Annotated in this window: 24 protein-coding genes; 11 read left to right on the top strand and 13 right to left on the bottom strand. The window is 40.8% G+C overall.

Features of this window, described 5'->3' with window-relative positions; translation table 11 throughout:
* Window positions 1-139 precede the first annotated feature (139 nt).
* Entirely contained in the window at window positions 140-520 is a 381-nt protein-coding gene (locus Q4567_RS12900; protein WP_216048417.1) for a hypothetical protein, read from the top strand.
* A gap of 7 nt (window positions 521-527) precedes the next feature.
* Here Q4567_RS12900 and bioA read toward each other — a convergent pair whose 3' ends face one another.
* Complete coding sequence (gene bioA / locus Q4567_RS12905) at window positions 528-1,817, bottom strand: adenosylmethionine--8-amino-7-oxononanoate transaminase (protein ID WP_216048418.1); 1,290 nt, start codon at window positions 1,815-1,817, stop codon at window positions 528-530.
* A 98-nt stretch (window positions 1,818-1,915) separates the two neighbouring features.
* On the opposite strand from bioA, the gene bioB reads away from it, so the two are divergent.
* Genes bioB through bioD form a run of 4 tightly spaced genes read left to right on the top strand, consistent with a single transcriptional unit; the run spans window position 1,916 to window position 5,704 of the window.
* On the top strand, window positions 1,916-3,025 hold the full coding sequence (gene bioB / locus Q4567_RS12910) for a biotin synthase BioB (RefSeq protein WP_216048419.1): 1,110 nt from the start codon (window positions 1,916-1,918) through the stop codon (window positions 3,023-3,025).
* A gap of 3 nt (window positions 3,026-3,028) precedes the next feature.
* Window positions 3,029-4,237, top strand: coding sequence for an 8-amino-7-oxononanoate synthase (locus tag Q4567_RS12915; RefSeq protein WP_216048420.1), 1,209 nt, complete (start codon window positions 3,029-3,031; stop codon window positions 4,235-4,237).
* Window positions 4,230-5,030, top strand: coding sequence for a methyltransferase domain-containing protein (locus tag Q4567_RS12920; RefSeq protein WP_216048421.1), 801 nt, complete (start codon window positions 4,230-4,232; stop codon window positions 5,028-5,030). Before Q4567_RS12915 ends, Q4567_RS12920 begins: the two co-directional genes overlap by 8 nt.
* Complete coding sequence (gene bioD, locus Q4567_RS12925) at window positions 5,027-5,704, top strand: dethiobiotin synthase (protein WP_303500644.1); 678 nt, start codon at window positions 5,027-5,029, stop codon at window positions 5,702-5,704. Before Q4567_RS12920 ends, bioD begins: the two co-directional genes overlap by 4 nt.
* On the opposite strand, the gene pepE is transcribed toward bioD, so the two are convergent.
* Window positions 5,693-6,397, bottom strand: a complete 705-nt coding sequence (gene pepE, locus Q4567_RS12930; RefSeq protein ID WP_216048423.1) for a dipeptidase PepE — start codon at window positions 6,395-6,397, stop codon at window positions 5,693-5,695. The two genes, bioD and pepE, sit on opposite strands and share 12 nt — an antisense overlap.
* Window positions 6,398-6,495: 98 nt before the next feature.
* Between pepE and Q4567_RS12935 the strand changes: the two genes are divergently transcribed.
* The 3 genes from Q4567_RS12935 to Q4567_RS12945 all read left to right on the top strand — a co-directional run bounded on the left by Q4567_RS12935 (window position 6,496) and on the right by Q4567_RS12945 (window position 10,156).
* Window positions 6,496-6,981: a low molecular weight protein-tyrosine-phosphatase gene (locus tag Q4567_RS12935; protein ID WP_216048424.1), complete on the top strand. Its 486-nt coding sequence runs from the start codon at window positions 6,496-6,498 to the stop codon at window positions 6,979-6,981.
* Between the two features lie 198 nt (window positions 6,982-7,179).
* Window positions 7,180-8,526: a class II 3-deoxy-7-phosphoheptulonate synthase gene (locus Q4567_RS12940; RefSeq protein ID WP_216048425.1), complete on the top strand. Its 1,347-nt coding sequence runs from the start codon at window positions 7,180-7,182 to the stop codon at window positions 8,524-8,526.
* 430 nt (window positions 8,527-8,956) lie between these two features.
* Complete coding sequence (locus Q4567_RS12945; RefSeq protein ID WP_303500646.1) at window positions 8,957-10,156, top strand: serine hydrolase; 1,200 nt, start codon at window positions 8,957-8,959, stop codon at window positions 10,154-10,156.
* Window positions 10,157-10,173: 17 nt separating this feature from the next.
* Here Q4567_RS12945 and Q4567_RS12950 read toward each other — a convergent pair whose 3' ends face one another.
* From Q4567_RS12950 to Q4567_RS13000, 11 genes are all read right to left on the bottom strand, one after another.
* Window positions 10,174-11,787 (bottom strand): Na+/H+ antiporter NhaC family protein, encoded by a 1,614-nt coding sequence (locus tag Q4567_RS12950; protein WP_303500647.1) that lies wholly within the window; start codon window positions 11,785-11,787, stop codon window positions 10,174-10,176.
* A 333-nt stretch (window positions 11,788-12,120) separates the two neighbouring features.
* Window positions 12,121-12,411, bottom strand: a complete 291-nt coding sequence (locus tag Q4567_RS12955; protein WP_216048428.1) for a YebG family protein — start codon at window positions 12,409-12,411, stop codon at window positions 12,121-12,123.
* A 96-nt stretch (window positions 12,412-12,507) separates the two neighbouring features.
* Entirely contained in the window at window positions 12,508-12,999 is a 492-nt protein-coding gene (locus tag Q4567_RS12960) for an NYN domain-containing protein (RefSeq protein ID WP_303500649.1), read from the bottom strand.
* 36 nt (window positions 13,000-13,035) lie between these two features.
* Entirely contained in the window at window positions 13,036-14,625 is a 1,590-nt protein-coding gene (locus Q4567_RS12965) for an ABC-F family ATPase (RefSeq protein ID WP_303500651.1), read from the bottom strand.
* A gap of 277 nt (window positions 14,626-14,902) precedes the next feature.
* The gene (locus Q4567_RS12970) at window positions 14,903-15,259 is read right to left on the bottom strand and encodes an outer membrane protein assembly factor BamE (RefSeq protein ID WP_303500653.1); all 357 of its coding nucleotides are present in this window, start codon (window positions 15,257-15,259) and stop codon (window positions 14,903-14,905) included.
* 112 nt (window positions 15,260-15,371) lie between these two features.
* Window positions 15,372-17,063 carry a DNA repair protein RecN gene (gene recN / locus Q4567_RS12975; protein ID WP_216048432.1) on the bottom strand — a complete coding sequence of 564 codons (1,692 nt, stop codon included), beginning with the start codon at window positions 17,061-17,063 and terminating at the stop codon, window positions 15,372-15,374.
* A gap of 91 nt (window positions 17,064-17,154) precedes the next feature.
* Complete coding sequence (nadK, locus tag Q4567_RS12980) at window positions 17,155-18,030, bottom strand: NAD(+) kinase (RefSeq protein ID WP_216048433.1); 876 nt, start codon at window positions 18,028-18,030, stop codon at window positions 17,155-17,157.
* An 87-nt stretch (window positions 18,031-18,117) separates the two neighbouring features.
* On the bottom strand, window positions 18,118-18,885 hold the full coding sequence (locus Q4567_RS12985; RefSeq protein ID WP_216048434.1) for a 3-hydroxybutyrate dehydrogenase: 768 nt from the start codon (window positions 18,883-18,885) through the stop codon (window positions 18,118-18,120).
* A 3-nt stretch (window positions 18,886-18,888) separates the two neighbouring features.
* Complete coding sequence (locus Q4567_RS12990) at window positions 18,889-19,908, bottom strand: PHB depolymerase family esterase (protein ID WP_303500654.1); 1,020 nt, start codon at window positions 19,906-19,908, stop codon at window positions 18,889-18,891.
* A gap of 12 nt (window positions 19,909-19,920) precedes the next feature.
* Window positions 19,921-21,105: a homoserine O-acetyltransferase gene (locus Q4567_RS12995; RefSeq protein ID WP_303500670.1), complete on the bottom strand. Its 1,185-nt coding sequence runs from the start codon at window positions 21,103-21,105 to the stop codon at window positions 19,921-19,923.
* Window positions 21,106-21,191: 86 nt separating this feature from the next.
* On the bottom strand, window positions 21,192-22,487 hold the full coding sequence (locus Q4567_RS13000) for a GntP family permease (RefSeq protein WP_303500656.1): 1,296 nt from the start codon (window positions 22,485-22,487) through the stop codon (window positions 21,192-21,194).
* A 246-nt stretch (window positions 22,488-22,733) separates the two neighbouring features.
* On the opposite strand from Q4567_RS13000, the gene Q4567_RS13005 reads away from it, so the two are divergent.
* From Q4567_RS13005 to Q4567_RS13015, 3 genes are all read left to right on the top strand, one after another.
* Window positions 22,734-24,998, top strand: a complete 2,265-nt coding sequence (locus Q4567_RS13005; protein WP_216048437.1) for a TonB-dependent receptor — start codon at window positions 22,734-22,736, stop codon at window positions 24,996-24,998.
* A 129-nt stretch (window positions 24,999-25,127) separates the two neighbouring features.
* On the top strand, window positions 25,128-25,769 hold the full coding sequence (locus Q4567_RS13010; RefSeq protein WP_216048438.1) for a response regulator transcription factor: 642 nt from the start codon (window positions 25,128-25,130) through the stop codon (window positions 25,767-25,769).
* A gap of 71 nt (window positions 25,770-25,840) precedes the next feature.
* Window positions 25,841-26,200, top strand: a complete 360-nt coding sequence (locus Q4567_RS13015; protein WP_216048439.1) for an MmcQ/YjbR family DNA-binding protein — start codon at window positions 25,841-25,843, stop codon at window positions 26,198-26,200.
* Window positions 26,201-26,819: the final 619 nt, after the last annotated feature.

The following is a 26,819-nucleotide window of genomic DNA, read 5'->3' on the forward strand; positions in this document are numbered from 1 at the left end:
AGATGAAACCAAATTAATGCTCTACAGTAACTAAAGCTGGATAATTAAAATGTCACTAGAATCTGTCGCATAAATAAGGTGTGTAATCTTACTTAGCTAAATGACAGACTCAAGTAAAAATAGGCGCTAAATAGAGAATATGTCTGAACAATTCCCTTGGCAGGGCGAAAACCGCCGAAAAACGCCTCGAAGCCGCGATAAATTTTACCAAATTGTATTGGGATTGAATATTGTTGCTTGGGTGATATTTGTCGCTTCTTTGATAGTTTTCCATTATGCACGGCCAGAATTGATATCTGGCGTGCAAGAATATTGGGGAGTATCTGGTCGACAAGATTGGGCTATGTCTCTTAGTCTTTATCTAATTATGTTACTTTGCCTATGCACATTCATGAGTCTGTTTGTACTTTTCATGCGGCGATATAGAACTCGCCGCCGAAATGACTATTTTGGTATAAACGTAGTTATTTTATTGGCAATCAGCGTAGTGGTATTAGTTTGGATCTTATCTGATCTTTGAAATATCACTAATTGAGTGTCTGTAAACTGATCGCAATAGCGGCGGTCAGTTGAGTGAGTTGTTGCTGATTAATAATAAACGGCGGCATAATGTAAATGAGTTTTCCAAATGGTCGGATCCAAACGCCGTTATCAACAAAAACACGTTGTAACTCAGCAACGTTTACTGCTTTTTTACATTCAACGACACCAATTGCGCCCAATACTCTGACGTCTTCTACAGCAACATGGTCTTTTAAGGGGAACAACTGATGTTGCAGTTGTTTTTCAATTCTTTCGACTTGTGCTTGCCACTTATTCTGTGCCAACAAAGCCAAACTGGCATTAGCTACCGCGCAAGCTAACGGATTACCCATGTACGTAGGGCCGTGCATAAACACGCCCGGTTCAGACGCACAGACCCCTAATGCAACATCTTCTGTGCAAAGCGTTGCTGCAAGTGTCATATAACCACCGGTTAACGCTTTGCCTACGCACATGATATCTGGACTTATACCAGCATGTTCGCACGCAAACAGTTTACCTGTTCTACCAAACCCTGTAGCAATCTCATCACAAATTAACAAAATGTTGTGTTCGTCACATAACTGTCGACAACGATGAAGATATTCTGGGTGGTATATGCGCATACCTCCGGCTCCTTGCACTATTGGTTCGATAATAAGTGCTGCGACTTCGTTTTTGTGGGTAAGAATCAAATCCTCAAGGGGTCCGATATCATCTTCATTCCAAGTTTGATCAAATTGAGTTTGTGGTGCTGGGGCAAATATTTGTGAAGATAACACTTGGTTAAATAAACTGTGCATACCGTTTACCGGGTCACATACCGACATAGCCGCAAAGGTATCACCATGGTAACCATTGCGAGGGGATATAAAACGGTGTTTCTCTGGAGCACCTTGGCACGCCCAATATTGCAATGCCATTTTCATTGCGACTTCTACCGAAACTGAGCCAGAATCAGCTAAAAACACACGCTCCAAGCCTTCAGGTGTAATATCCACTAGTGTTCTGCAAAGATCGATAGCGGGTTTATGAGTGATTCCGCCAAACATCACATGAGACATTTTTTCTAACTGTTTATTGGCCGCTTTATTTAGCTCTGGATGATTGTAGCCATGAATGGTTGCCCACCAAGATGACATGCCATCGACTAAACGTTCGCCATCTTTCAGTTTCAGGAAAACCCCTTCTGCTGATTCAACTTCATAACAAGGAAGAGGGTTAATCGCAGATGTGTATGGATGCCAAATATGTTTTTGGTCAAATTCGATATCAGTTAGGTTAGATTTGTTCAAATAATACTCACTTGTAAATCAAAGTATCTGGTAAGAGTTGACAATGTTTAAGTCGGCCTTAGACTAAGCCAACATAATTCGATAGTAAAGGACCAAATATGGCGTTCCCAGCAGATTTTTCAGGTGCAGCACAGATAAGACACGACTGGACATTAGACGAAGTGAATGCATTATTCGCTATGCCTTTTAATGATTTGCTTTTCCAGGCCCAATGTATTCATCGCCAACATTTTGATCCTAATTATGTGCAGGTCAGCACATTATTGTCGATTAAAACTGGGGCTTGTCCGGAAGACTGCAAATATTGCCCGCAAAGTGCGCGTTACGATACTGGCCTAGAAAAAGAACGCCTTTTGGAAATTGAAAAAGTTATTCAGCGGGCCAAAGAGGCTGTGGCAACAGGGTCAACGCGTTTTTGTATGGGGGCGGCTTGGAGAAATCCAAAAGAGCGTGATATGCCATATGTTTTGGAAATGGTCAAAGAAGTTAAAAAGCTTGGCCTAGAGACTTGTATGACCTTGGGTATGTTAACCCGTGATCAGGCGATAGCACTAAAGCAAGCTGGATTAGATTATTACAATCACAACTTGGATACGTCACCCGAATATTATGGTGATATCATTACAACCCGTACCTATCAAGATCGTTTAGATACACTGCAAAATGTGCGTGATGCCGGTATGCATGTCTGTTCTGGTGGTATCGTCGGCATGGGTGAAGAGGCCGATGACCGCTCTGGTTTGTTGATGCAATTGGCCAATTTAGAACATCACCCAGAAAGTGTGCCGATCAATATGTTGGTGAAAGTAAAAGGTACACCATTGGATGATGTGGAAGATTTAGATTCTTTCGAATTTATTCGTACTATTGCTGTCGCCCGTATTTTAATGCCTAAGTCTTTTGTTCGTTTGTCGGCGGGGCGTGAGGCTATGAATGAACAAATGCAAGCCATGTGTTTTATGGCTGGCGCAAATTCAATTTTTTACGGTTGTAAATTGTTAACCACCTCTAATCCAGAGACCCATGAAGATGTCATGCTATTCAAAAAATTGGGAATCAACTCTAAACAAACCCGTGAGTATTCTGATGAAGCCCATGAAGCCGCTTTAATGGAAGAGATTCAGGCGGGTGAGTCAGAGCAAGCTGGAAATGAATTATTCTACGATGCCAGTAAACCTGTCGTCGCTGTGCCTGAGACGACTAATTAGTCAGTGGCTTTTGCTTATTTACAAGCGGCTCTGAATGCACGTAAACGTGAAGGTTTGTTGCGTCAACGGCGGATAATCGATTCTTCTGCTGGCACAATGATTGAGGTTGATGGGCAGCACTTTTTGAGTTTCTCCGGCAATGACTATCTAGGACAACGTCAAGATATTGCTGTTATGCAGGCTTGGGTGGAAGGCATTTCCAGCTATGGTGTGGGCAGTGGGGCTTCGCCACTTGTTACCGGCCATACTCGTGCGCATCAGCAATTGGAAGAGTTTTTGGCCAGTGGTTTAAAGCGTGAAGCCGCTTTATTATTTAATTCTGGCTTTGCCGCCAACCAAGCTATTTGTCAGGCATTAGCAAACCCGAATTTGTGTATTTTGTCGGATAAGTTAATGCATGCATCATTTGTGGAAGCGGCAAAACATTGTGACGGCACATACAAGCGCTTTCGGCATAATGATATTGATCATCTGACAACGTTATTCGCTTCGAGTAACCGACAAGCACAGCAACAGTCTCAAGCTAACATTCAGGATTACCTTATTGCCACCGAAGGGGTATTTAGTATGGACGGTGATTTGGGACGTTTAGATGAACTGCACAAAGTGGCTCAGCAATATGATGCTTGGTTAATGGTAGATGATGCGCATGGCATGGGAGTATTGGGTAAAACCGGCTTAGGCAGCGCTGAACAATTGAATCTAAGTCAATCTCAGGTGCCGATATTAATGGGGACTTTTGGCAAAGGAATTGGCACCTCTGGTGCTTTTGTCGCAGGCTCGCAAGTGCTTATCGACTACTTGGTTAACTTTGCCAAGCATTATGTATATAGCACCGCAATGCCTCCTGCTATGGCGATGGCAACCTATGCGAGTTTTCAATCGTTAGCGGATGGTGTCAAGCAGCGAACGTTAACCCAACGAATTGCTCAGTTTAGACAGTTATGCTTGCAAACGGGTGTGCCGATAACTGATTCACAAACTGCCATCCAACCTATTGTTATTGGCGACCCAGTTAAGTGTGTGAAAATTAGTGAGGATTTGAAGCAGCTTGGGCTTTGGGTCACAGCCATACGTTATCCCACTGTTCCTAAGGGAACTGACAGGCTACGAATTACCTTATCAGCCAGTCATAAACACACTGACATAGATGCATTTGTTGATGCTTTAGTAATAGTGCTTAAGCGTTATCAGGTATTAACCCATGATTGACACCGTTGTGGATAAAAAGCGCAGAATAGCCTACCAGTTTAGTCAATCAGCATATCGTTATGATGATGTCGCACAAGTGCAATTAGATATTGGTTTTGATGCAATTCAGTTGGTGCAAGCTAATACACTCGGAAAATTGTTGGATATTGGTTGTGGGACCGCTCGTTTAACCCGAATGCTGGTGGACAAATTTCAACATGTCTGCGGCATAGACTTAGCAGCGGGCATGATTGAGCAGGCGAAAAAACTTAATCCAACTGACGACATTAAAGGATTCATTGACTTCCACATAGCAGACGCGGAATCTTTGCCATTTCCAGATAAGTCTTTTGATTCGATTTTTTCTTGTATGGCATTACAGTGGTGTACGCCAATTCAGCAGAGTTTAGCGGAGGCGAATCGGGTCTTAACCGATGATGGCCGCGCCGTCTTAGCGTTGCTGAGCGAAGGTTCGATGTCAGAATTACAGGTAACTTGGGGGGAAATCGATTCAGTCCCTAGAGTCAACCAATTCATTCCCCATCGCGAATTGGTAAAAGCAGCACAACAGTGCGGGTTTAAAGTGCTTGAGCAGCAAAAAACCTATACTACCTGGCACCCTAACGCGATTAGCGTGTTAAATAGTATTCGCCATATTGGCGCAAATGTTGTGCCTCAAACCGGTAACCACTCAAAACTGAGTCGACAGTCTTTAGCTGAATTTGAACGGATTTATAAGCAACGTTTTGCCGTTGAAGACCAGTTACCCTTGTCTTACCAAGTTAGTTTTTTGATTTTGAGCAAAGATATATGATCAACTCTATTTTTATTGCAGGTACTGATACCGATGCAGGAAAAACCGTTATTGGCTCAGCCATTTTGCAGCTTGCGGCAAAAAGAGGGCTTTCCACCATAGGTTTTAAACCGGTTTCTGCCGGCTGTTTTGAAACCGCGGAAGGTCTTAGAAACGATGATGCAGTGGCCCTGCAGCGTGTTAGCACATTGCAATTACCCTATGAAAAAATTAATCCCATCGCGTTTGCTGATCCTGTCGCACCCCATTTAGCCGCTCAGCGCATGGGAGTGACCCTCGATTTACAACAAATAACCTCAGCCTATACAGATTTACTCTCTGCAAATGCTGATTTACTGCTAACCGAAGGAGCGGGTGGGTGGCGTTTGCCATTAGGCGAAGGGGCATTCTTATCAGATTTTGCGATCCAACAAAAAATACCTGTGGTGTTGGTGGTTGGTATGAAGTTGGGCTGTTTGAATCACGCATTACTCACCTATCAAGCTATCTGCGCTGATGGTCTAGAGGTTATCGGTTGGGTAGCTAATCAGATTGATGAGCAGATGTTGTATTTACAGGACAATATTGAGAGCTTAAAGCAATTGATCCCCGCACCTTGTCTCGGTGTTGTGCCTAAGCTAAAAAACACCGAACAAGCTGCAGAGTATTTGTCGATTGATAGGTTATTTCAATAAGTTATTTAGAGCTGTATTAGCAGCTATGGTTTGTTGTTGATTCCCTTTAAAGATAACACCGTCGAGTTCACCAATTAGCGTAAATGTATCGCCCTGGAGCAGCAAACCACTTCCTTCTCTTATCCCAATTACATGGGTGTCTGGGTTCAATACACAAAATTCAGCAATCCGTTGAGCCCTTGTTTCACCATTGTGACCAGGTGGCTGATAATCGCTATAATGGGGATTAATTTGTACCGGAACAAAGGCTAAAGCAGAAAATGATTCAGGCTGAATGATTGGCATGTCGTTCGTGGTTTTAATACTCAAACCACAAATATTTGAACCTGCACTCCAACCGATATAAGGGGTACCAGAATTCACTTTATTTTGGATACTTTTTATTATGTCATTGCTCTGCAATTGATAAAGCAAGTTAAAGGTATTGCCTCCACCGACAATAATTGCTTGGGCGTTATTGATTGCATCGGCTGCATTTGGCAATGTGTGGATACCAGTAATACGTATCTCTGGTAACGCCTGTTGCACTTTTTCAGTGTAGTCATCCCATGACATAGTGACGCCTGCATAGGGGATGAAAATCGCAGTTTTAACCTTATCTAAAAACGGCAATATCATTTTTCTGGGGTTAGCTAGGTATTCTTCATTGCCAACTTTTGAACTGCTCAACATGAGTACACGTTTTTCTGACATTTTTTTCCTTTGAAATGAATTTAACGCTAGACGCGCTTTTTTAGCTAGATAGAATAGACTCTTAAGCATAAGAGAATCAGGAATAGGAAACAACTCGAATGGCTGTAACAATTCGCTCTGTATTGTTTGTATGTTTGGGCAATATTTGTCGTTCTCCTAGCGCAGAAGCAGTATTTAGGAAAAAAGCCCATGAAAAAGGTTTGCTGTTGAAAATAGATTCAGCGGGAACCCAAGGATATCATACTGGCGCGGAACCCGATGAGCGTTCTGTTGCCGTGGGGGAAGCCCGAGGTTATGATTTTTCAGGGATAAATTGTCGCAAAATCACCAAACAAGATTTTAGTGACTTCGATATTCTGATCGCCATGGATGAAATGAATCTTCGTGGTTTGCAAAGTGAATGCCCAGAAGAGTATCAAGATAAAATAAAGTTGTTTATGTCTTTTTCTGGGTTAGAGGAACAGGAAATCCCAGATCCTTATTATGGCGGTAAGAAAGGCTTTGAGTATGTTCTTGATTTAATCGAGGCATCAGCCGATGGTCTTATCGAGCATATATCTGCTCTGATTGTTCTAGATGATTAACAATCGTAAGTACGTTTGAATTTATTCCCATCTCATTGTCTATATTGTCTATGACAATTTAAATCGATGTTATAGTCCATAGTTGAATAGATTAGCGCGTATTGACATTGTACTATAAAGGCGTTTTAGGGTAATTTCCCCGTAATTTTTATTTAGCAGGTATAGCCTGCTTTTTTTGACTGTATTTAAGGAATGCGTGTGAGCCAATGGCAACCGGATAGCTGGAGATCTAAACCTATCCAGCAACAACCTACTTATCAAGATCAAGCTTTATTAAAAGAAGTTGAGAGCAAACTACATAGTTATCCTCCGCTGGTTTTTGCTGAAGAAACAAGGCAACTATACAAACAACTTGGTGATGTAGCCGAAGGCAAAGGTTTCTTACTACAGGGTGGTGATTGTGCGGAATCTTTCGACGAATTTAATGCGCCTAAAATAAGAGATACCTTTAAAGTTATTCTGCAAATGGCAATTGTTTTAACCTTTGCCGGAAAATGCCCAGTAACAAAAGTTGCGAGAATGGCAGGGCAGTATGCAAAGCCACGCTCCTCTGATTTAGAAACGATTAATGGTGTTTCTTTACCGAGTTATCGTGGTGATATCATCAATAGCTTTGAATTTACTGAGCAGTCTAGAATGCCTGATCCTAATCGGATGTTAGAGGCATACCATAGAGGCGCTTCAACCTTAAACTTATTGCGCGCATTTGCCCAAGGTGGTTTAGCGGATTTGCATCAGGTGAATCGTTGGAATATGACCTTTCTTGAGAACAATCCGTTACGTGATCGTTATCAAGACGTCACCAACCGCTTGCAAGATGCATTGGAATTTATGGATGTGATTGGTATTAATCATGTGAATAACGCAACTTTGCATGAAACTAATTTATTTACTTCCCATGAAGCCTTGCTACTAAATTACGAACAAGCGTTAACCCGCATTGATACATTGACAGGTAAACCTTACAACTGCTCTGCACACATGGTGTGGATTGGTGAGCGTACCCGTCAATTGGATCACGCCCATATTGAGTTCTTCCGCGGCATACATAATCCTATTGGGGTTAAAATTGGTCCAACAATTCAAGAAGACGAATTGATGAGATTAATCGACACCTTGAACCCAGATAATAGCGCTGGCCGTTTGACGTTCATTACGCGCATGGGTGCAGATAAGCTTGAGCAAAATTTGCCAAAATTACTGCGCCGAGTAAAAGCGGAAGGACGAAAAGTCGTGTGGAGTTCAGATCCAATGCATGGCAATACCAAAAAAGCATCTAGTGGTTATAAAACTAGAAACTTTGATGACATCTTAAGCGAAATTCAGCAGTTCTTTGCTGCTCATCGTGCTGAAGGTACACATCCAGGTGGTATTCATTTAGAAATGACTGGCCAGCATGTGACGGAATGTACTGGTGGCGCGTATCAAATCAGTGATGACGATCTTGCCCAGGCTTATAAAACCCAATGTGATCCGCGTTTGAATGCTGACCAAGTGTTAGAAATGGCATTTTTAGTAGCAGACCATTTGAAAAGTGGTAAATAGTTTATATCTAGTGCTCTTTATACGTTAATTCTTTAAGCCAGTTGCTGACCCAACTGGCTTTTTTGGTTTTTACAAAAAAATAATGAAGAGAGACGATAAAATGAGCAAATTAATAGATCTCAGTCATACCGTCGAAGATGGATTGGTCACGTACAAGGGGTTACCTGCCCTATAATTTGTGACTATCTGAGCCGAGAAGCATCTACGTCATACTATGAAGAGGGCACCATATTTCAAATAGGTAAAATTGATATGTGTTCAAATACCGGAACCTATCTTGATTCTCCATTTCTTCGTTATGTGGAAGGCGCTGACCTTTTTGGTACGTGCGTTTGCCCAGTTACAGGAATAATGATAAAACTATCAAGGTGTTAAAATTTAAAAATATTAGCTTGTGTACGTATTTAGATAATCATGGAAAGAAAATAATATGAATAAAACGTTGAAATGGATGGGTCGTGCGCTAACAGCATTGTTGATTTTTTCCGCCTTAGGGTGGTGGTGGGTTGGTCCTAAATGGCGTTCGCTTATTTTAGATCCACCTGAAGCTCTTGATGTTCTTTTTTGGAGTCAAAGTCAGCGTGATGCTGCTTTCCAAGTTATGGATCAGTTTTCTCTTCTCGTTAAGTCTCGCGAAATGCTGCCAAGTAGCAAAGTAAAAGAGTTGCCTATCGGCGAGGAATTGATACTAAATGAAGATATCGATGGTTTTTTTGAGGAGCAGCGTTTAGCTGGTGGTTTAATACTGCATAAAGGCAAAATCAGGTTTGAAAAATATGGTCTCGGACATTCAGCTGACTCCAGGTGGACTAGCTTTTCAATGGCTAAATCATTCACTTCAAGTCTTGTTGGTATTGCCATAAAAGAAGGCCACATAAGCAGTCTTAACGACAATGTTTCTGAATATGTTACCGGCTTAAAAGACTCTGTTTACGATAATGTAACCATTGAACAATTACTTACCATGACCTCTGGTGTTGCATGGAATGAAGATTACACTGATCCAAATTCAGATGTAGCCATGTTCAACAATCATAAAGCAGAAGATGGCTTGCCCACGATAGTGAGTTACATGCGTGGTTTATCTAGAGCCTACCCACCGGGTGAAAAATGGCAATACTCTACAGGGGAAACCAACCTAATTGGTATTTTAGTTGAACGAGCAACTGGGCGTAATATTAGCGAATATTTGACTGAAAAAATTTGGCAGCCCTTTGGGATGGCACAAAAAGCGACTTGGATTTTGGGTTCTGATGGTAACGAAATATCAGGATGTTGTATTCAAGCTAGCTTACGTGATTTTGCCCGCTATGGTTTGTTTATGTTGGAAAATGGGCAAATAGAAGGGGAGTCGGTTTTTCCTGATGATTGGGTAGCAAAAGCGACAATTAAACAAGTTGACTATGGATTTCCCGACAGAGGCTATGGGTATCAATGGTGGACATTCAATGACGGAAGTTATACTGCTCGAGGTATATTTGGGCAAACTATATTTATTGATCCAAATAGAAATCTTGTGATTGCCTTCAATGGTAATTGGCCAACAGCTAGCGATGCCGATTTGAATCGGAAACGCTTTGAATTTATAGATCGGATTAAGGTTGCAATTGATTTGCAGGCAAACGAATAATAAGTCAGATAATTTGATTAGCTTCGTTTACCAATGATTCGCATTGTAACTATTAAACATGCAGCACCGACGAGCAAACCAAGCCACCATGGGAAGCCAAAGCCAGCAGGTAAGGTGCCTAACATTACTGCGACAAACCCGACAAGCAGTGCATAAGGCATTTGGGTGCGAACGTGTTGAATATGATCGCATTTTGATGCCATAGAAGATAAGACCGTGGTATCTGAAATCGGCGAGCAATGATCGCCCCAGACTGAACCAGCTAAAACTGCTGATATTGACGAATAAAATATGTGCATATTAGCAGCAGCTGGAATATCTATGTCTTGATTAATTATTTTCCAACTTAAAGGTATAACTAATGGCACTAGGATTGCCATGGTTCCCCATGATGATCCTGTACCTAATGCTATGATTGCTGACAATACAAACACAATTGCCGGAAAGACTGGCGCGTAAACTGAATCACCTAGTTGAGTGATTATATATTGCGCTGTGTTCATCTCTTGAGTTAACTGCGCCAATGACCAACTTAAAACGAGAATAATAACAGCACTGGTAATTGAGCTGACTCCTTCACCCCAGGTTTCTATGGCGTGATTAAGGGACATCAGTTTACGACTAACTGACATGACTATGGCAACAATCGAGCCCACAAAACCAGCGATTAAAAGTGATTTAAACGGATCAGCAGAACTTATTATCGAAAATAGCGTGTTACCGTCGCCGGTAATATATAGCCCGGTTAGCATACTGGAAACTAAAACGAATATAGGAATAGTTGCATTATAGGCAGAAGAGATTTTAATGCTATTTTGCGGACTATCGATTTTATTTTCTTCATTTAGTGTCTTCAACGCACTTTTTTCTGCTTCTAACATAGGACCAAAATCTCTGCCTGTTGAAGCGACAATAAAAACAAAAAGAAGTGCTAAAATTGGGTAAAAACTGTATGCAATCGAATGGATAAACAGCATAAATGGACTTTCTAATTCAGTGATAGATTTTGTTGCAGTTTCTATGAGTCCAACTTGAAACCCTACCCATAACGAAATAACGGCAATTGAAGTAATTGGCGCGGCAGTTGAATCTACGATATAAGCCAATTTCTCTCGCGATACCCTTAATCTATCCATTAATGGTCGCATCGTATTACCGGTTAATAGCGTGTTGGAGTAATCGTCAAAAAAAATCAAAATGCCTATAAACGCAGCACTTAATTGTGCTTTTTTGCGCGTATTGGCCCTTTTTGAAATTATATTCACTAATCCCAGCATTCCGCCATTGCGATAAATAACGGCCATCAAGCCACCAATAAACACAGATAAAAGGATCAACATAATGTGTTCACTATCAACTAATACTGATACTGCATACTTGGCGGGAACGTCAAATAAACTGGTAATTACTGCATTGATATCTGCGCCATTAATTACCCAAGCCCCAAACCATATACCCATAATCATCGAGACGATAACCTGACGAAAAATAAATGAAAACAAAATAGCAAGTACAGGAGGTATTACTGCGATGAAACTAGGATGTTGCGCATCAAATGGAGGAGCATACAGTACAGATCCAACAGAAAGAATGATTACACTAATGGCAATAAACAGGTTATTGAGCTTCAAAGTCCAGATCCTTCTGATCAATTTCAATTTTGCCAAATACTGATACTAAAATAATGACACGATACAGTTTTTTCGCACTTCTGAGTTACTTATTGACCTATGGAATATAAACCAGAATGATTGTGTACAAATATTAGTCTATAGCTTGTATTTATTCAATGATAGAGTGGCGGAATTGTTATAGTTTTTTGCATACAGGTTTAGTCCGAACCTAGAGTTTGATGGATACATTGTTTCGAGGGAGTGCAAGAAACGCTTACACAAAAGTGTAAGCGTGTTTTTTAGCATTCGGATAATTTAGGGGCTTTACGATAATTTCGGGTAGTGTGTTGCTTACGCTTTCTTCTTATCCATTTTTACCACTTCTGCTTTTTCTTGCTCTAAAATTGAATCTGCATCAGTACCTTTAAATAACTTCGCTATCACGTCTTTGTTTTTAGACAGCATGATGGTGAGTTCTTCAGATACATCATTAGGTAATTTAATACCTTTAGCCTGAATGTAGGTACTTAGGTTATCCGCTACATCAAGCATTTTGTCATATTGGTCAGCGGCTTTTTTGTCTGAAGTCACAAGTTTCTCTTCTCCATTTCGCTCAACAACATATTTCACAATAATCGCCATAATATATCCTCAAATTTCAGTAGGTTTTGTGCCGTCGAAATTAAATATAACAAACTACTGTATGTTTGGACAGTATTAATTGTGATTGATATTTATTTATTTGAGTAACGGAGAATTAGCCTCAATTGAATGATACACATCGACACAATCACTCAATGTTTTGGCGGTTAATTTAGGCACGCTATAAACCTGTGTAGAAACGCCAAACTTAGTTTTAATGTAGCCCATCAGTACCGCGAAATCGCCATCCCCACTGAGTAAAATAACTTCGTCTAAATGCGCTGACTGGTCGATCATATCAACGGTAATACCGACGTCCCAATCACCTTTGGCGGTACCATCACTGCGTTGAATAAAGGGTTTTAGTTTAACCTCAAAACCAATATGCCGAAGGGCATCTTGGAATTTAATTTGTTGGTCATCTTGGCGGGCTATCGCATAAGCGTTGGCTACAATTATATTGCCGTGTTCTGAAAGTTGTTGCCAAAGCTGGCGATAATTAAACTGTTTTTGATAAGCCTGTCGGCAGGTGTAGTAAACATTTTGCACATCAACAAAAACGCCGATGTTTTTAGCTTTATTTTGCATACTGATACCGCCCACAGGTTATTTAAGTTAGTTTGTTTAAACGAGCTTTTTACTGCTTAGATAATCTTCGTAGTTGCCTTTGAAGTCGATTATCCCATCTTCAGTAATCTCTAAAATCCGGGTTGCCAATGAAGATACAAATTCACGGTCATGGCTAACAAACAACAGTGTGCCTGGGTAGTTTTCAAGGGCTAAGTTTAACGATTCTATGGACTCCATATCTAAGTGATTGGTTGGTTCGTCCATTAGTAATACGTTATTTTTCTGCAAAATAAGCTTGCCGAAAATCATTCGACCTTGCTCACCACCAGATATGACTTTAACTGATTTATCAATTTCTTTTTGAGAAAACAATAGTCTGCCTAGTGTTCCTCTAATAACCTGTTCATCATCGCCTTCTTTACCCCACTGATACATCCAATCTAATAAGGTTTTGTCTTCTTCGAAATCATGAGCGTGGTCTTGCGCGTAATAGCCTATAGATGCGTTTTCAGACCATTTTACATTCCCGCTGTCGGCTGCAATGTCTCCATATAAACAACGCATTAAGGTTGTTTTACCTGCGCCATTGGGACCAATGATCGCAACCCGTTCGCCTACCTCGATCATTAAATCCAGATCAGAGAATAGGGGAGTTTCAAAGGATTTACTCAAACCTTCTACTTCTAGGGCTAATCGATGCAGCTTTTTATCTTGTTCAAAACGAATAAATGGATTTTGACGACTAGAAGGTTTTACTTCATCCAGTTGGATTTTGTCTATTTGCTTGGCACGAGATGTAGCTTGCTTAGATTTTGACGCATTAGCTGAGAAGCGACTGACAAAGGTTTTTAGCTCTGCAATTTGTGCTTTTTTCTTGGCGTTGTCAGACAGTAAACGTTCTCTGGATTGAGTAGCAGCGGTCATGTACTCATCATAGTTGCCAGGGAAAAGTCGTAACTCACCATAATCGAGGTCAGCCATATGGGTGCAAACACTGTTTAAGAAGTGACGATCGTGAGAAATAATAATCATCGTACAGTTACGTGAATTAAGAGTATCTTCCAACCAACGAATAGTATCAATATCCAAGTTGTTGGTGGGTTCGTCTAACAGCATAATATCCGGGTCTGCGAATAAAACTTGGGTTAACAACACCCGTAATTTCCAACCTGGTGCTACTTCGCTCATTGGACCGTAATGTAAAGCTTCTTCTATTCCCACACCGGTAAGCAATTCAGCCGCGCGAGACTCAGCAGTGTATCCATCCATTTCGGCAAATTCAGATTCCAGTTCGGCTGCTCTGATACCATCTTCTTCTGTCATTTCCGGATTAGCATAAATCGCATCTCGTTCTTCTTTGACTTTCCACAGCTCTTCATGGCCCATAATAACAGTATCGATTACTGAATATTTTTCAAAGGCGAATTGATCTTGTTTAAGCTTACCAATTCTTTCATTAGGATCTTTTGTAACGTTACCTGAAGATGGCTCTAAATCATTACCTAGAATTTTCATGAACGTGGATTTACCGCAACCGTTAGCTCCGATAAGACCGTAACGATTTCCCTCTCCAAATTTGACGGACACATTTTCAAAAAGAGGCTTGGCACCAAATTGGATGGTGATATTGGCAGTAGCTAACACGTTGGCAATTCCTATAGATTAAAGACATATAAATTTTGCGCAGGATTATGCCACAAATAACTTTATTTTGATGGGGTTTGTTGATTTAAATCGCGAAGCACCGTTTTAACACGTTAATCGCGTTTTGGGCTAGGGTAATGGTGGGATATTATGAATTATCAATAAGATAGGTTAACTAACAATTAGATTGCAGCACAGTGATGGCAGAAATCATCGATTTTCCCACCTTCCATTAAATATGTCAGGCGGGGAAAAGATTCGATAAATTAGAGAAGAACTATTGATCTAGCGGTGTATTAAAATCTTCGGAAAGCTCAAAGTCACCAGTTACGCTAGCCACTTTTTCATCTTCAAAATGAATGATTAATTCTTTGCGAAAGTCTTCACCTCGCTTGCTCATACCGCGCTTCATCTCGTATATGTAATACCAAGTATCGTGGTCGAAAGAATCCTGAACTACTGGACGTCCTAGTACATAAATAACCTGTTCTTTGGTCATTTCAACACGCAGTTGTTTAACGCTTTTTTCCTGTAGGAAATTCCCTTGGGGAACGTCAATACGGTATATCCAATCTGTGCAGCCAGACAAAAATAATGTTGTTACAACAGCCGCTATTATACTTTTATACTTCATTCATTCTTTCATTTAAGTTAAATAATTAATCTAGCTTAGCCCAATGAGCCAGCTTATTTCTGGACACGCATGCTAACTCAGCATTAGGTCTGCAATCAATAATTAATCGAGACTAATGATAACTGCTGAGTAATTCTTTTGCATTAGCAATAGCTGAATTGGTCAAAGTGTCCCCAGCTAGTAGGCGAGCTAATTCCTCAATTCGTTCATTTTCTTGTAAACAAATCATGTGTGTTTCAGTGGTTTTTTTATCTGAAAACTTAGTCACAAACATTTGCTGATGACCACTTGCTGCTACTTGCGGTAAATGGGTTACACAAATGACTTGGCTTGTTTGACCGAGTTTCCGCAATAACTTTCCAACTACAGATGCCGTGGGTCCACTGATACCTGTATCCACTTCGTCAAAAATCATAGTTGGAATTAAGTTACCTTTGGCACTAATCACTTGTAAGGCAAGACCAACTCTAGAAAGTTCACCACCGGAGACTACTTTTTCTAAAGTATCCGCTTTAATGCCTAGGTTTGTGGAAATTAAAAACTTCACTTTGTCTAAACCTGAGGGGGAGGGAGCAAGTTCGGCATCAAATTCTACGCACACAGAAAATTTTGCCTGCGACATATTCATCTCTTGAATATGTTGTTCGACCAATTTTGCTAATTTATTGCCTGCCTTGCTTCTACTGGCGCTTAGTTTTTCTGCTGCACTGATATAATTTTGTTGTAATACCGTGAGTTTGCCCTGTAATTCCTCCAGAGACTCGTCTTGATTATCTAATTCGGCTAACTCAGTAGACAATTGTTGATGATGCTCAAACAGTCCTTCAGGACGCACACCGTGCTTTCTAGCCAAATCTAACGCTTGAGAGTAACGTTGTTCAATTTGTTGCATCCTCATGGGATCAATTTCTAAGCGGTCAGTATAGGCGCGCAATTGGCTAGAGGCTTCATCAATATTAATGAGTGCTTCGTTTAATATGGTAACGATAGGCGCTAATTCAGGATCATGCTCTTGCAATTCTCCGAGCATATCAATACTACTTTGCACTGCATTTAAAGCGCTGCCTTCATCAGCATCATATAGTTGATAAAAGCTCTTCTGTGATTGTTCTAACAAAGCTTGGCTGTTACTTAATTTTTTATGCTCTAATTCCAGTTCAATAAATTCATTTTCAGCGATATTGAATTCATCTAATTCTTGCACCTGATATTGCAGTAAATTTCGACGATCTGAACGTTTTTGCGTACCAGCCAATAGCACGGCCATTTGCTTCTGGGCAGTGTTAAGTAATTCATATTGCTGCTTAACATCACTGACTAAATTGCCATGTTCTGCAAAATTATCGACCAATTGCTTCTGAATTTCAGATTTAAGCAATAATTGATGGGCATGTTGACCATGAATGCTAATTAATTGTAAGCCTAAACTTCTGAGTTGTTGTGCCGGAACGGGATAACCATTTACATAGGCTTTTGAACGGCCTTCAGAGGAAACTACGCGTCGAATCATTAGCTCTTGATGTTCGTTTTCCGATGTTTCTTGCTCACTTAAGTCATTCTCATTTAGCCAAGATTTAACTTTTGGAAGATTTGTTATATCAAAGGTTGCACAAACATCCGCTTTGTCGCAACTAGGTCGCACCATACCAGCATCGGCGCGATTACCTAAACATAACCCAAGGGCATCAATAGCAATAGACTTACCAGCCCCGGTTTCACCGGTAATAACGCTAAGACCTTGCTTAAAATCGACGTCTAATGACTTTACGACTGCTAAATTTTGTACAGATAAGTGAATTAACATAAAAACAAACACATGGTTATACATACAGTAACTGTAAATATATACATAAATTTCTAGTTGTAAAGTAGAATTGCTATTTGCACGCTAAAAGTTAATAGAGTTTCGAACCCCAGCCTAGTTTGGTGCGAAGAACGTTGAAGTAGTTATAATCTTTTGGATGGATCAGAGACAATCTGTCTTGATTTTTTTTGATATGGATTTCATCACCAGGAAACACAGTGAGTGCAATGTGACTGTCACAACTTACTTGTAGATTATCGGTGTTATCATTAGACACTTTCATTCTCACTACACTATTGGCATCTACCACTATTGGTCTACTACTCAAGGTGTGGGGGAACATTGGCACCAATGTTAAGGCATCTAGGTTAGGTGTGAGAATTGGGCCACCACCAGACAGGGAGTATGCTGTGGAACCTGTGGGTGTGGCCACAATGAGTCCGTCGGAGCGCTGACTAAAAACAAAGTTATCGTCAATGTATACTTCGAATTCCATCATATGGGCTACTTTACCGTGATGCAGCACGACTTCATTAATAGCCGAATTGGAGCTTTGTTGTATACCGTCACGAAATACATCAACTTGCAGAATAAAGCGCTGTTCTCTGACAAACTCACCATTGAACAAACAGGTTAACTGACGATCTATATCGTCTGGGTGGATATCTGTTAAGAAACCAAGGTTGCCACGGTTGACACCCACCACTGCTACGTCGTGTTTAGCCAGTATTCTGGCAGCCCCTAACATGTTGCCATCACCACCCACAACAATGGCTAGATCTGCTTGTAAGCCGATGTTTTCTAACTCAGCCGTTTCAAAACCATTTCCTTGTAGCATGCCAGAAACCTTTGTTTCGACAAGAATTCGACATCCTTTTCGTTTAAGGAATTGCAATATAGCGTTAAGGCTCTTGTTTGCACCTTCATGTGCAGGCTTTCCAATCAGACCAATAGTTTTAAAAGGCATAACTTTCTATTTAAATTCAAAAACTCAGTATAACCATGCTTAGTAATGAAAACCAAGCATGATAGTTAACACTGTCTCAATAAATGTTTACCGAGCGGTCCAACCTCCATCAATTACTAGCGCTTGAGCGGTCATATTTTTAGCGGCATCACTGATTAAAAAAGCCGCTGTGCTGGCCAGTTCTTCAATTTCTATAAAGGCTTTTTTAGGCATAGGCTCAAGCATGATTTTATTGATAACATCTTCTTCACTGATCCCATTTTCTATTGCTTGGGCGGCAATTTGTTGCTCGACCAAAGGGGTTTTAACGTAGCCTGGACATAAGGTGTTGATCGTCACGTCACAATCACCTGTTTCTAGCGCTAAGGTTTTAGCAAATCCCAATAACCCGTGTTTGGCAGCGACATAAGCGGATTTGTAGGGGGAGGCGACAACCGAGTGCAAGGAACCAACATTAATAATGCGTCCGTAATTTTGTTCGCGCATATGGGGCAAAAACGCTTTGCTTAATAGTGCGGGGCCAACAAGCATGATATTGATTAGTTGTTGCCATTTTTGTGCGGGAAAATCTTCTAAACGAGATACATGTTGGATGCCTGCGTTGTTGATCAGCACATCGACAGTATCTGGCAACAGTTTTTCCGGTAACGCTTCTATCTGGGCGGCGTCACTCACATCTAATTCAACAGACTGAGCATTAATATTCTCTGCAACTAATTTATCAACTGCATTTTGAGCGGCTTGGGCATTAATATCGGCAACAATGATCTTATGTCCCATTTTTCCTAAATATTGGCCTATACCAAAGCCAATCCCACTTGCAGCGCCGGTGATTAATATGGTTTTATTTTGCATTTTTTATCCTTTAGATTTCGATTGAACGGCAAGTGATTTCACGATATTTGTAACAGCTTTGAGTTGTTTTCCTTGGGCTGTAGCATAATTTTTGTCAGTGTACCCCCACCAATCCCAACATCCTTGAGGGTTCATTGGAAGCATCATTGATGTAGTTGTTTGAGGATATAAAATGATTAACTGATTATTATCAGCCCAACGGTTCAAACCGTTGTTTTTGATATAATCTTGACCAATAGTTTGAGCATTTTGATTGCATCCGTGAAAGTTCACATGCACTTGACACTCTTCACCTTGTGCACAGCTCTTAGGCACATATACAAAACCTTTCTCGGCCATACTTTCGGCAGGATCTCCGCCTAATTCATGTTGGTCAATTTGTTTGATCTGGCCACTAGATGCAGCTGAAGGTGCCGTTAAATCTGGGTATAAAAAATTAAGCAACTCACCCGCTGCATCGTAGTTACAATTTCCTAAAAAGGGCGATTCTGAGGTATCACAAGAAGATCCCGTTGCCAGGGTAGGGAAGTGATGGGCAAAAGGTTTATCTTTTATATAAGTTAGGTTTTCGTCTTTAACTAACCCTTGATATTGCTGATAAAGGGCATTGGCTACTGGGGGCGAGATTTTTGCGTCTAATTTGCCATGTAGTAACCAAACTTTACTGTCTTGTAAATGAGATAACGGGGCAATTAATCCTTGTTCTGCATATTGGCTTAGTTGGTTTGTTAATACATCCAGCGAGAATTCTGCGGATTGTTTGTTAACACATTCAGATAGCGCGGTAGTGATACTTCCTTGAGCGCAATAATAGGGGCCAGCTGCAATAATGGCGGCACCTTTTACCCAATCAGAATAAGCAATGTGAAACTGATTTGCCATATAACCACCGCTAGATAGCCCTGACACAGTGATCTTGTCAATATCTAAATCCAATTCTACAGTCTCGGCATTAACAACGGCGTTAATGGACAGGCTAGTGGTTAATCCCATACAGATAGCCAAATTACGTAATTTTCTCATATGCTTGTTAACCTAGTTATTTAAAAAAGATTGGATTAGCGCGGCGTGATTAGTAATACCTGTGACACCTTCTAAGTGCCCTAAGGTTCCCGGCAAAATCGATAACTGACTGTCTTTACCATTATCCAATAGCATTTGATGTGTAGCCTGCAAATTATATGGCATCAATAAAAGATCTGTGGCTGCCGGTAAAAATAAGGTTTTTGCCTTAACTTTTTTTAGCGCATTCTTTAAATCACCTTGGTGGCCAGCAATGTACAACTGACAGGCTCGAACTAAATACAATAGGTGGTTTGCATCCATCGCCTCCGCCCGTGCCTCAGCCCTTGCTCGCAACCAATTAACGATGCTTGGTGATTGTCGAATATCTTCAAGTGGCGCTACTTCGGATGGGGAAAAATCAATAGATTGTCCAACTTGATTAAAAAAATCAGGGTAGAGTGCATCTTGGGTTATTAGCATTAAAGAGGCCACTAATCCGTCTGTTGGCGGCAGGCCAGAATAATAATTTCCCTGCTGCCAGTTTTTATCCAATTTGATGGGTGTCGACCAATGTTCGAGTTTAGCCGATGTCCATGCGTCTGCTTCACCTGAACCGATAACCGATATCATTCGTTCTACCCAGTCAGGATAAGCAACTGCCCAATCCAGAGCTTGCATTGAGCCCATAGAGGGACCTGCTACGGCATATAATTTTGAAATTCCCAACGACGTTAGCAATTGTTTCTGGACGTTTACAAAATCACGAATGGTTACTACCGGGAAATCAAGACCGTATGGCTGACCTGTTTTTGGATTCATTGAGGCCGGGCCGGTTGTGATCACATTGGGATCATGGGCACCTAAATTGGCTAGGCTATCTACACTTACAACATAAAAACGATTGGTATCAATGGCTTTACCTGGGCCAATGATGGCGTCCCAATATCCCGCTGCGCTATCACTGTGTTGATACTTTCCGGCAGCATGGGAGTTGCCGGTAAAATAGTGAGTTATTAATATTACGTTGTCTTTGTTGGGGTTCAGGCGGCCATAACTTTCCCAACCTACAGTGACCGTTTCAATACTTTTTCCGCCAAATGTCTGGAAGTTTTTAGTCGTAAATGACTTTTTTTGAACCAAAGGTAAAGGTTCAACCTCAGCAGAACTGACCACATTGGCTGCGCTACTTTGGGTATTCGCACAAGCCGATTGCATGCTTAAACATACCAGCAAAAAACAGACTTTTAGCCAGATGGTAGGATGTAATCTCAACTCTATTCTCCTCATATCCACTTACAAATTTAAAAGAAAGTAAACAGTCCGATGGCTAAACTTAATCCAATTAGTGGAATAACCACCGTCAATGCACCTACTGCCCAATAAGCACGTTGATGTGTTTCATGACAAATGCCTCGAATGGTTGTTACAACATAACCGTTATGGGGCAGTGAATCCAACGCACCAGAAGAGATTGAAACGATTCTATGTAACTGCTCAGGATCGACACCTTGATCCATGTAGTGTGGCCCAACTAAAGGTAACGCTATTGCTTGTCCTCCTGAAGCCGAACCGGTTAAGCCTGCGATAACACTAACCGCAATCGCTGCGCCTATTAATTCGTTTCCTGGAATTTGAGTCATGACTTCCACTGCTGTTTGAAAGGCTTCGGTAGATTTAGCAATAGTGCCGAAACCAACCACTGCTGCGGTGTTACCAATGGCGATAAGCGCACCTGTTGTACCCACGCCAACTGCTGCGGTTAGGTTATGGAAGTATTTGAAATTGATTATCATCAAGGTTAATACTCCGCCACCTAACGCAACGATCAGCGCCATTTGTTGTAACGATTCATGGAAGGTATAGGATAAAACCAGTACCACCAACAAGGGGATTAAACCTGTGACCCAATGAGGGTAATCTCGTTCTGAAATTTTAGGGTCGTGATCTTTGCTTTCAAATCGTTCACCGGCGGCTAACGCTTTGTTCATCATTCTTCTGATCCACCAGAATCCCAATGTCGCCATGAAAATTGCCACCACTAAACTGACTTCCCATGCAGCAAAAGGGGATGTACCTAAATATTTTATCGGGATCCAATTTTGTATTTCGGGTGAGCCTGCTGATGTCATAGTGAACGTAACAGAGCCAAAAGCCAGTGCCGCAGGAATGAATCGTCTTGGTAAGTTGGCGTCTTTAAACAGACTCAAAGCCATGGGGTAAACAGAGAATGCCACGACAAAAACGCTCACCCCACCATAGGTTAGGATTGCACAGGCAATGACCACTGCGGCTACCGCATGTTGTTTACCCAAGCGCCCAATAATTGCCTTTGCCACAGCATCAGCTGCGCCAGTATCTTCCATGAATTTACCGAACAGGCTTCCCAATAAGAACATGAAGAACCAGTTTGCTACGAATCCAGAAAAACCCGACATATAGGTTTCTACAAAATTGGTATCGCCGATAAAGACAGGTAAACCACTCGTTAACGCAACAATTAGAGCACATAGAGGGGCTGCAATAAAAAGATTCATGCCTCTAATAGTCAAGACTATGAGCAAAAATAAGCCGCCGATTAAGCCAATTAGACTCAGCATTTTTATTCCCTTTTTTTAATGATACAAAAATCTGTGACCGCAGAGAGTCATATCATTTCGCTCTTTCGTGTATCTAAATACAGTTTTGAGCGCGGTATATAGTGTTAATCTTTTTTACCTTTTGGGACATAGTACTATGGTACTAAGGTAAAATATTTTGAAGTAGATTAGAGTAATCACACTGTCACTGTGACCGCAGCGAATCGAATAATTGTATAAAAAGAAACTGTGTAAGAAGGACACTCTATGAAACACACACACACACAATCTATCGTTCAAAAGGGAAAGTTTTTAAAACTTTCGACACTCGCATCAGCTGTTGCTTTATCTTGTCTTTCAGGGCAAGTAGCGGCACAAGAAGAATCTAAAGGTGGTTTAGAAAGAATAGAAGTTACTGCTCGTAAAACGGTTGAAAGTCTACAAGAAGTCCCTGTTTCTGTTACCTCATTAGGTGCCACAGAATTAATGGAAAAAGGGATGTCAGTGATGACTGAGATCCAACAGCAATCACCCAATACAACTTTACAAGTGAGTCGCGGAACGAACTCTACATTAACTGCATTTATTCGTGGTGTGGGGCAACAAGATCCTGTTTGGGGTTTTGAACCAGGTGTTGGTGTTTACGTAGATGATGTCTACATTTCTAGACCCCAAGGCGCAGTTTTAGATTTGTTCGATTTGGAACGAGTGGAAGTTCTTCGTGGGCCTCAAGGTACTTTATACGGAAAAAATACAATTGGTGGCGCGATTAAATACGTTACCAAGAAAATGACCGGTGATACTGAACTGTCCGTGAATGCGACAGTGGGAAGTTACTCACAAAAAGACTTAAAAGTAATGGGGCAAATCCCTATCACTGACAACTTATTCTTTGGTTTTGCGGTTGCAACGTTAAATCGTGATGGTTTTGGTGAATTTCTTGTTGCGCCAGAAGGTCAAGATACTGAAAACTATAATAAAGATGTTCAGGCTGCACGTTTTACCTTGGAGTACCAAGCAAACGAGGACGTATTTGTTCGCTTTAACTATGACAAGACCAAAGACGAGTCAAATGCCAAAGGTGGCTACAGATTGTCAGATAGTATCCTAACGGATGCTCCGCAACCTGATAGTGTTTACGATTCATATTCAAGTTTGCCTACCTGGAACAAAGTTGAAACCGAAGGCATGAGCTTAACGGTTGAGTGGGACATCAACGATAGTTGGGCATTTAAATCGGTTACTGCTAGTCGTGAAGGTGACTCGCCAACCAATATCGATTTTGACAGCACGCCGCTAGGTATTTTTGATACGCCAGCAACTTATACCGATGAACAGATCTCCCAAGAATTCCAACTTAACTATGTTGGTGATGACATTACCTTCGTATCTGGCGCTTATTATTATGATGCAGAAGCTTGTGGAATATACGATGCTTACTTAATGGCATTTGGAATTTCAATCGAGCAAAGTGGTTGTACAGATACCAAAAGCTTAGCTTTGTACGGACAAATGTCTTACGACATAACCGATAAACTATCTACCACAGTAGGGCTTCGTTACACCAAAGACGAAAAACACGGTGTAGTGGAAGCGGGCACAAGACTGGGCCAAGCTTATCCAAACTCTGATTGGGTTGATGGCTATGTCAGACCTGATTATGCGCCGAATGTGGTGATTGATGATACTGAAACTTGGTCTCGTTTAACCCCCAGACTTGGTTTGGAATATGCCTTGACTGACTCAACCATGTTCTTTGGAAGTTACTCACAAGGTTTCAAATCTGGAATGTACAACCCTCGCGCGACTTTCTTCCAACCAGCAGCTGCGCCTGAGATAGTCGATTCTTATGAAATCGGTATGAAAAGTGACGTAACCGATTCATTTAGACTTAACGCTACTTTATTTAGATTGGATTACACCGACAGACAGTATGTTGTAAATGTACCTTCGGACGATTTAGCGGAGCCTACACAACGAATCGCTAATGTAGGGGAGTCTGATGCGAATGGTCTTGAAATTGAACTTACTTATATTGTCACCGAAGGGCTAACCTTCACCAGTGCATTAGGTACAATTGATGCAGAATTCACTGAAGTTTTCTCGGTAGATGCAGCGGGTAACCCCATTGATTTATCTGATAATTTTGTGATTTCAAATACTCCTGACTTTACCTTTAATGCGGGTGTGAAATACGAGTTTACCACTGATATGGGTGACTTCGTTTTCAATGGTAACTATTACTATCGCGATGATTACGAATTATTCGAATCACCTGATGAATTGTTACGTCAAGAAGGTTATGGATTAGTTAACTTAAGCTTAAATTGGTATAGCGATGATGGTCAATGGACTGCTGGATTGCATGCGAAGAACCTGACTGACGAAGAATATCGAGTGGGTGGTTACAACTTTACCGGTGGCCGAACTGCCGATGGTGAATTATTACCTGGCTTAGGTGGTGATACAACGTTAATCGGTTATTACGGCGATCCCCGTACTGTTCACCTAACAGTAGGTTACACTTTCTAACGGCACTTTGTGTTGTTCCCAAGGGGCGACTTGGTCGCCCTTTTTTTGTTTTTATTATTAATATAACTTGAGCTTGGCAGTAACCTTTCATATGCTGCCAGTCATAGTAGTCTTGTAAAATCATTCATTATGTCAGTTAAAGCGCTTATCGCCGATGATCATCCGTTATTTCGCATTGCCCTTAAGCAGGCTGTGAGTGCGCTATTGGATGACGACATCACTGAAACCTCAACCTTGCAAGAAACCTTGTCGGCATTAAATCATGATCCCCAAATTGAATTGGTATTTTTGGATTTGAATATGCCTGGCAATGACGGTTTATTTGGATTGAGCCAAATCCGCTTGTTGCATCCTGATGTGTTAGTGGTGATTGTTTCAGGTGAGGAAAAACCACTTATTATCCAAAAAGCGATTAATTTGGGAGCCAGTGGGTTTATTCCAAAATCCAGTTCATTGTCTGAAATTGCGAATGCCATCGAACAAGTATTGGATGGCCTGCAATGGTTGCCAGAACATCTGATTGCTCAGGTTGAAGCAAAGTTACCCGCCGAAGAGTCTGAATTTGCGAAAAATTTAGAACAATTAACACCACAACAATTTGTGGTACTTAAAATGATGGCTGATGGCCTGTTAAATAAACAGATAGCTTATGAACTAGGCATTAAAGAAACCACCATAAAACAGCATGGTTCAGCCATTCTTAAAAAGCTAAAGCTAAATAATCGAACTCAAGCAGGGGTGTTATTTAAACAGCTTATGAATCAAGTGTGATATTTTCTTTGATTGCCGAAGATTAACTGGCTGTTGAGCATTATTTTAAACGGTGAACCTAAATAATCAATATGAATTACGACGAGTTTAATCATTTTTGTGGCGCACTCAAAGCAACGACCTATGTTATGCAATGGGGCAATTCACATGTGTGGAAAGTTGGCGGAAAAGTATTTGCTATTGGTGGCTGGAGTAAAGATAAAAAACCTGCGTTTACTTTCAAAACTTCTGAACAAAACTATTATTTTTTGTGCGAACGGCAAGGATACATTCCAGCCCCTTATTTCGCCAATCGAGGTATGAAGTGGATTCAACAAATTGAATCCGACTCACACAGTAACGAAGAGTTAGAATATTACCTAATTGAATCTTATCGCTTAGTCTCGAAAGGGTTAAGCAAAACAAAACAACAAGAGCTTGGTTTACATTAGCAGATAATCAACTGATCCATTTGCTAATACTCACTAGCCGCGGTCAACCAAATGGGTGTGTGATCGGGGCAAGAATATCTTCTTGAAATAAGTTATTTGTAGTAGCTAAGACTCGATCTGGTATTTATGGTCAAATGCTTTGACCTAATCTGATAGTTAGAAATGAGCCATAACCGGCCGTTAAACTATACTCAATACATGCCAAAAATCATGATGTCAAAACGAACATTAGAAAATCACATCCGTCGAATAACGTTGCTTTGTAAGCAAAAAAAAGTATCAAGCTAATTGGAAGATGCTTCTTGATGATTATTGACAACATTGGGTTATATCGTTTGGTTACTATAAATTAAGACATATCGTCTTCGCCAATTAATTTTGATACTAAGTCAGTAGCATTAAGATTTTTTTCTTAAATCGAGGTGATGCTAAACCAATCAGTCATAATGCAAATTAACACTTCTGCAGGGATTGTGGGAAATATCTGACGCAGGAGTGTCAAGACTTTTTACAAAAATCATTGAGATAAAGAGAGTTTTTTGTAAGTTATTGATATTTATTGGATAAATATCTTGGCATTGGTTTTACTAGCTCAAAGGGAAATGACGCAATTATAAGA

It is taken from the genome of Aliiglaciecola sp. 2_MG-2023 (assembly GCF_030548145.1).
Lineage (GTDB): Bacteria > Pseudomonadota > Gammaproteobacteria > Enterobacterales > Alteromonadaceae > Aliiglaciecola > Aliiglaciecola lipolytica_A.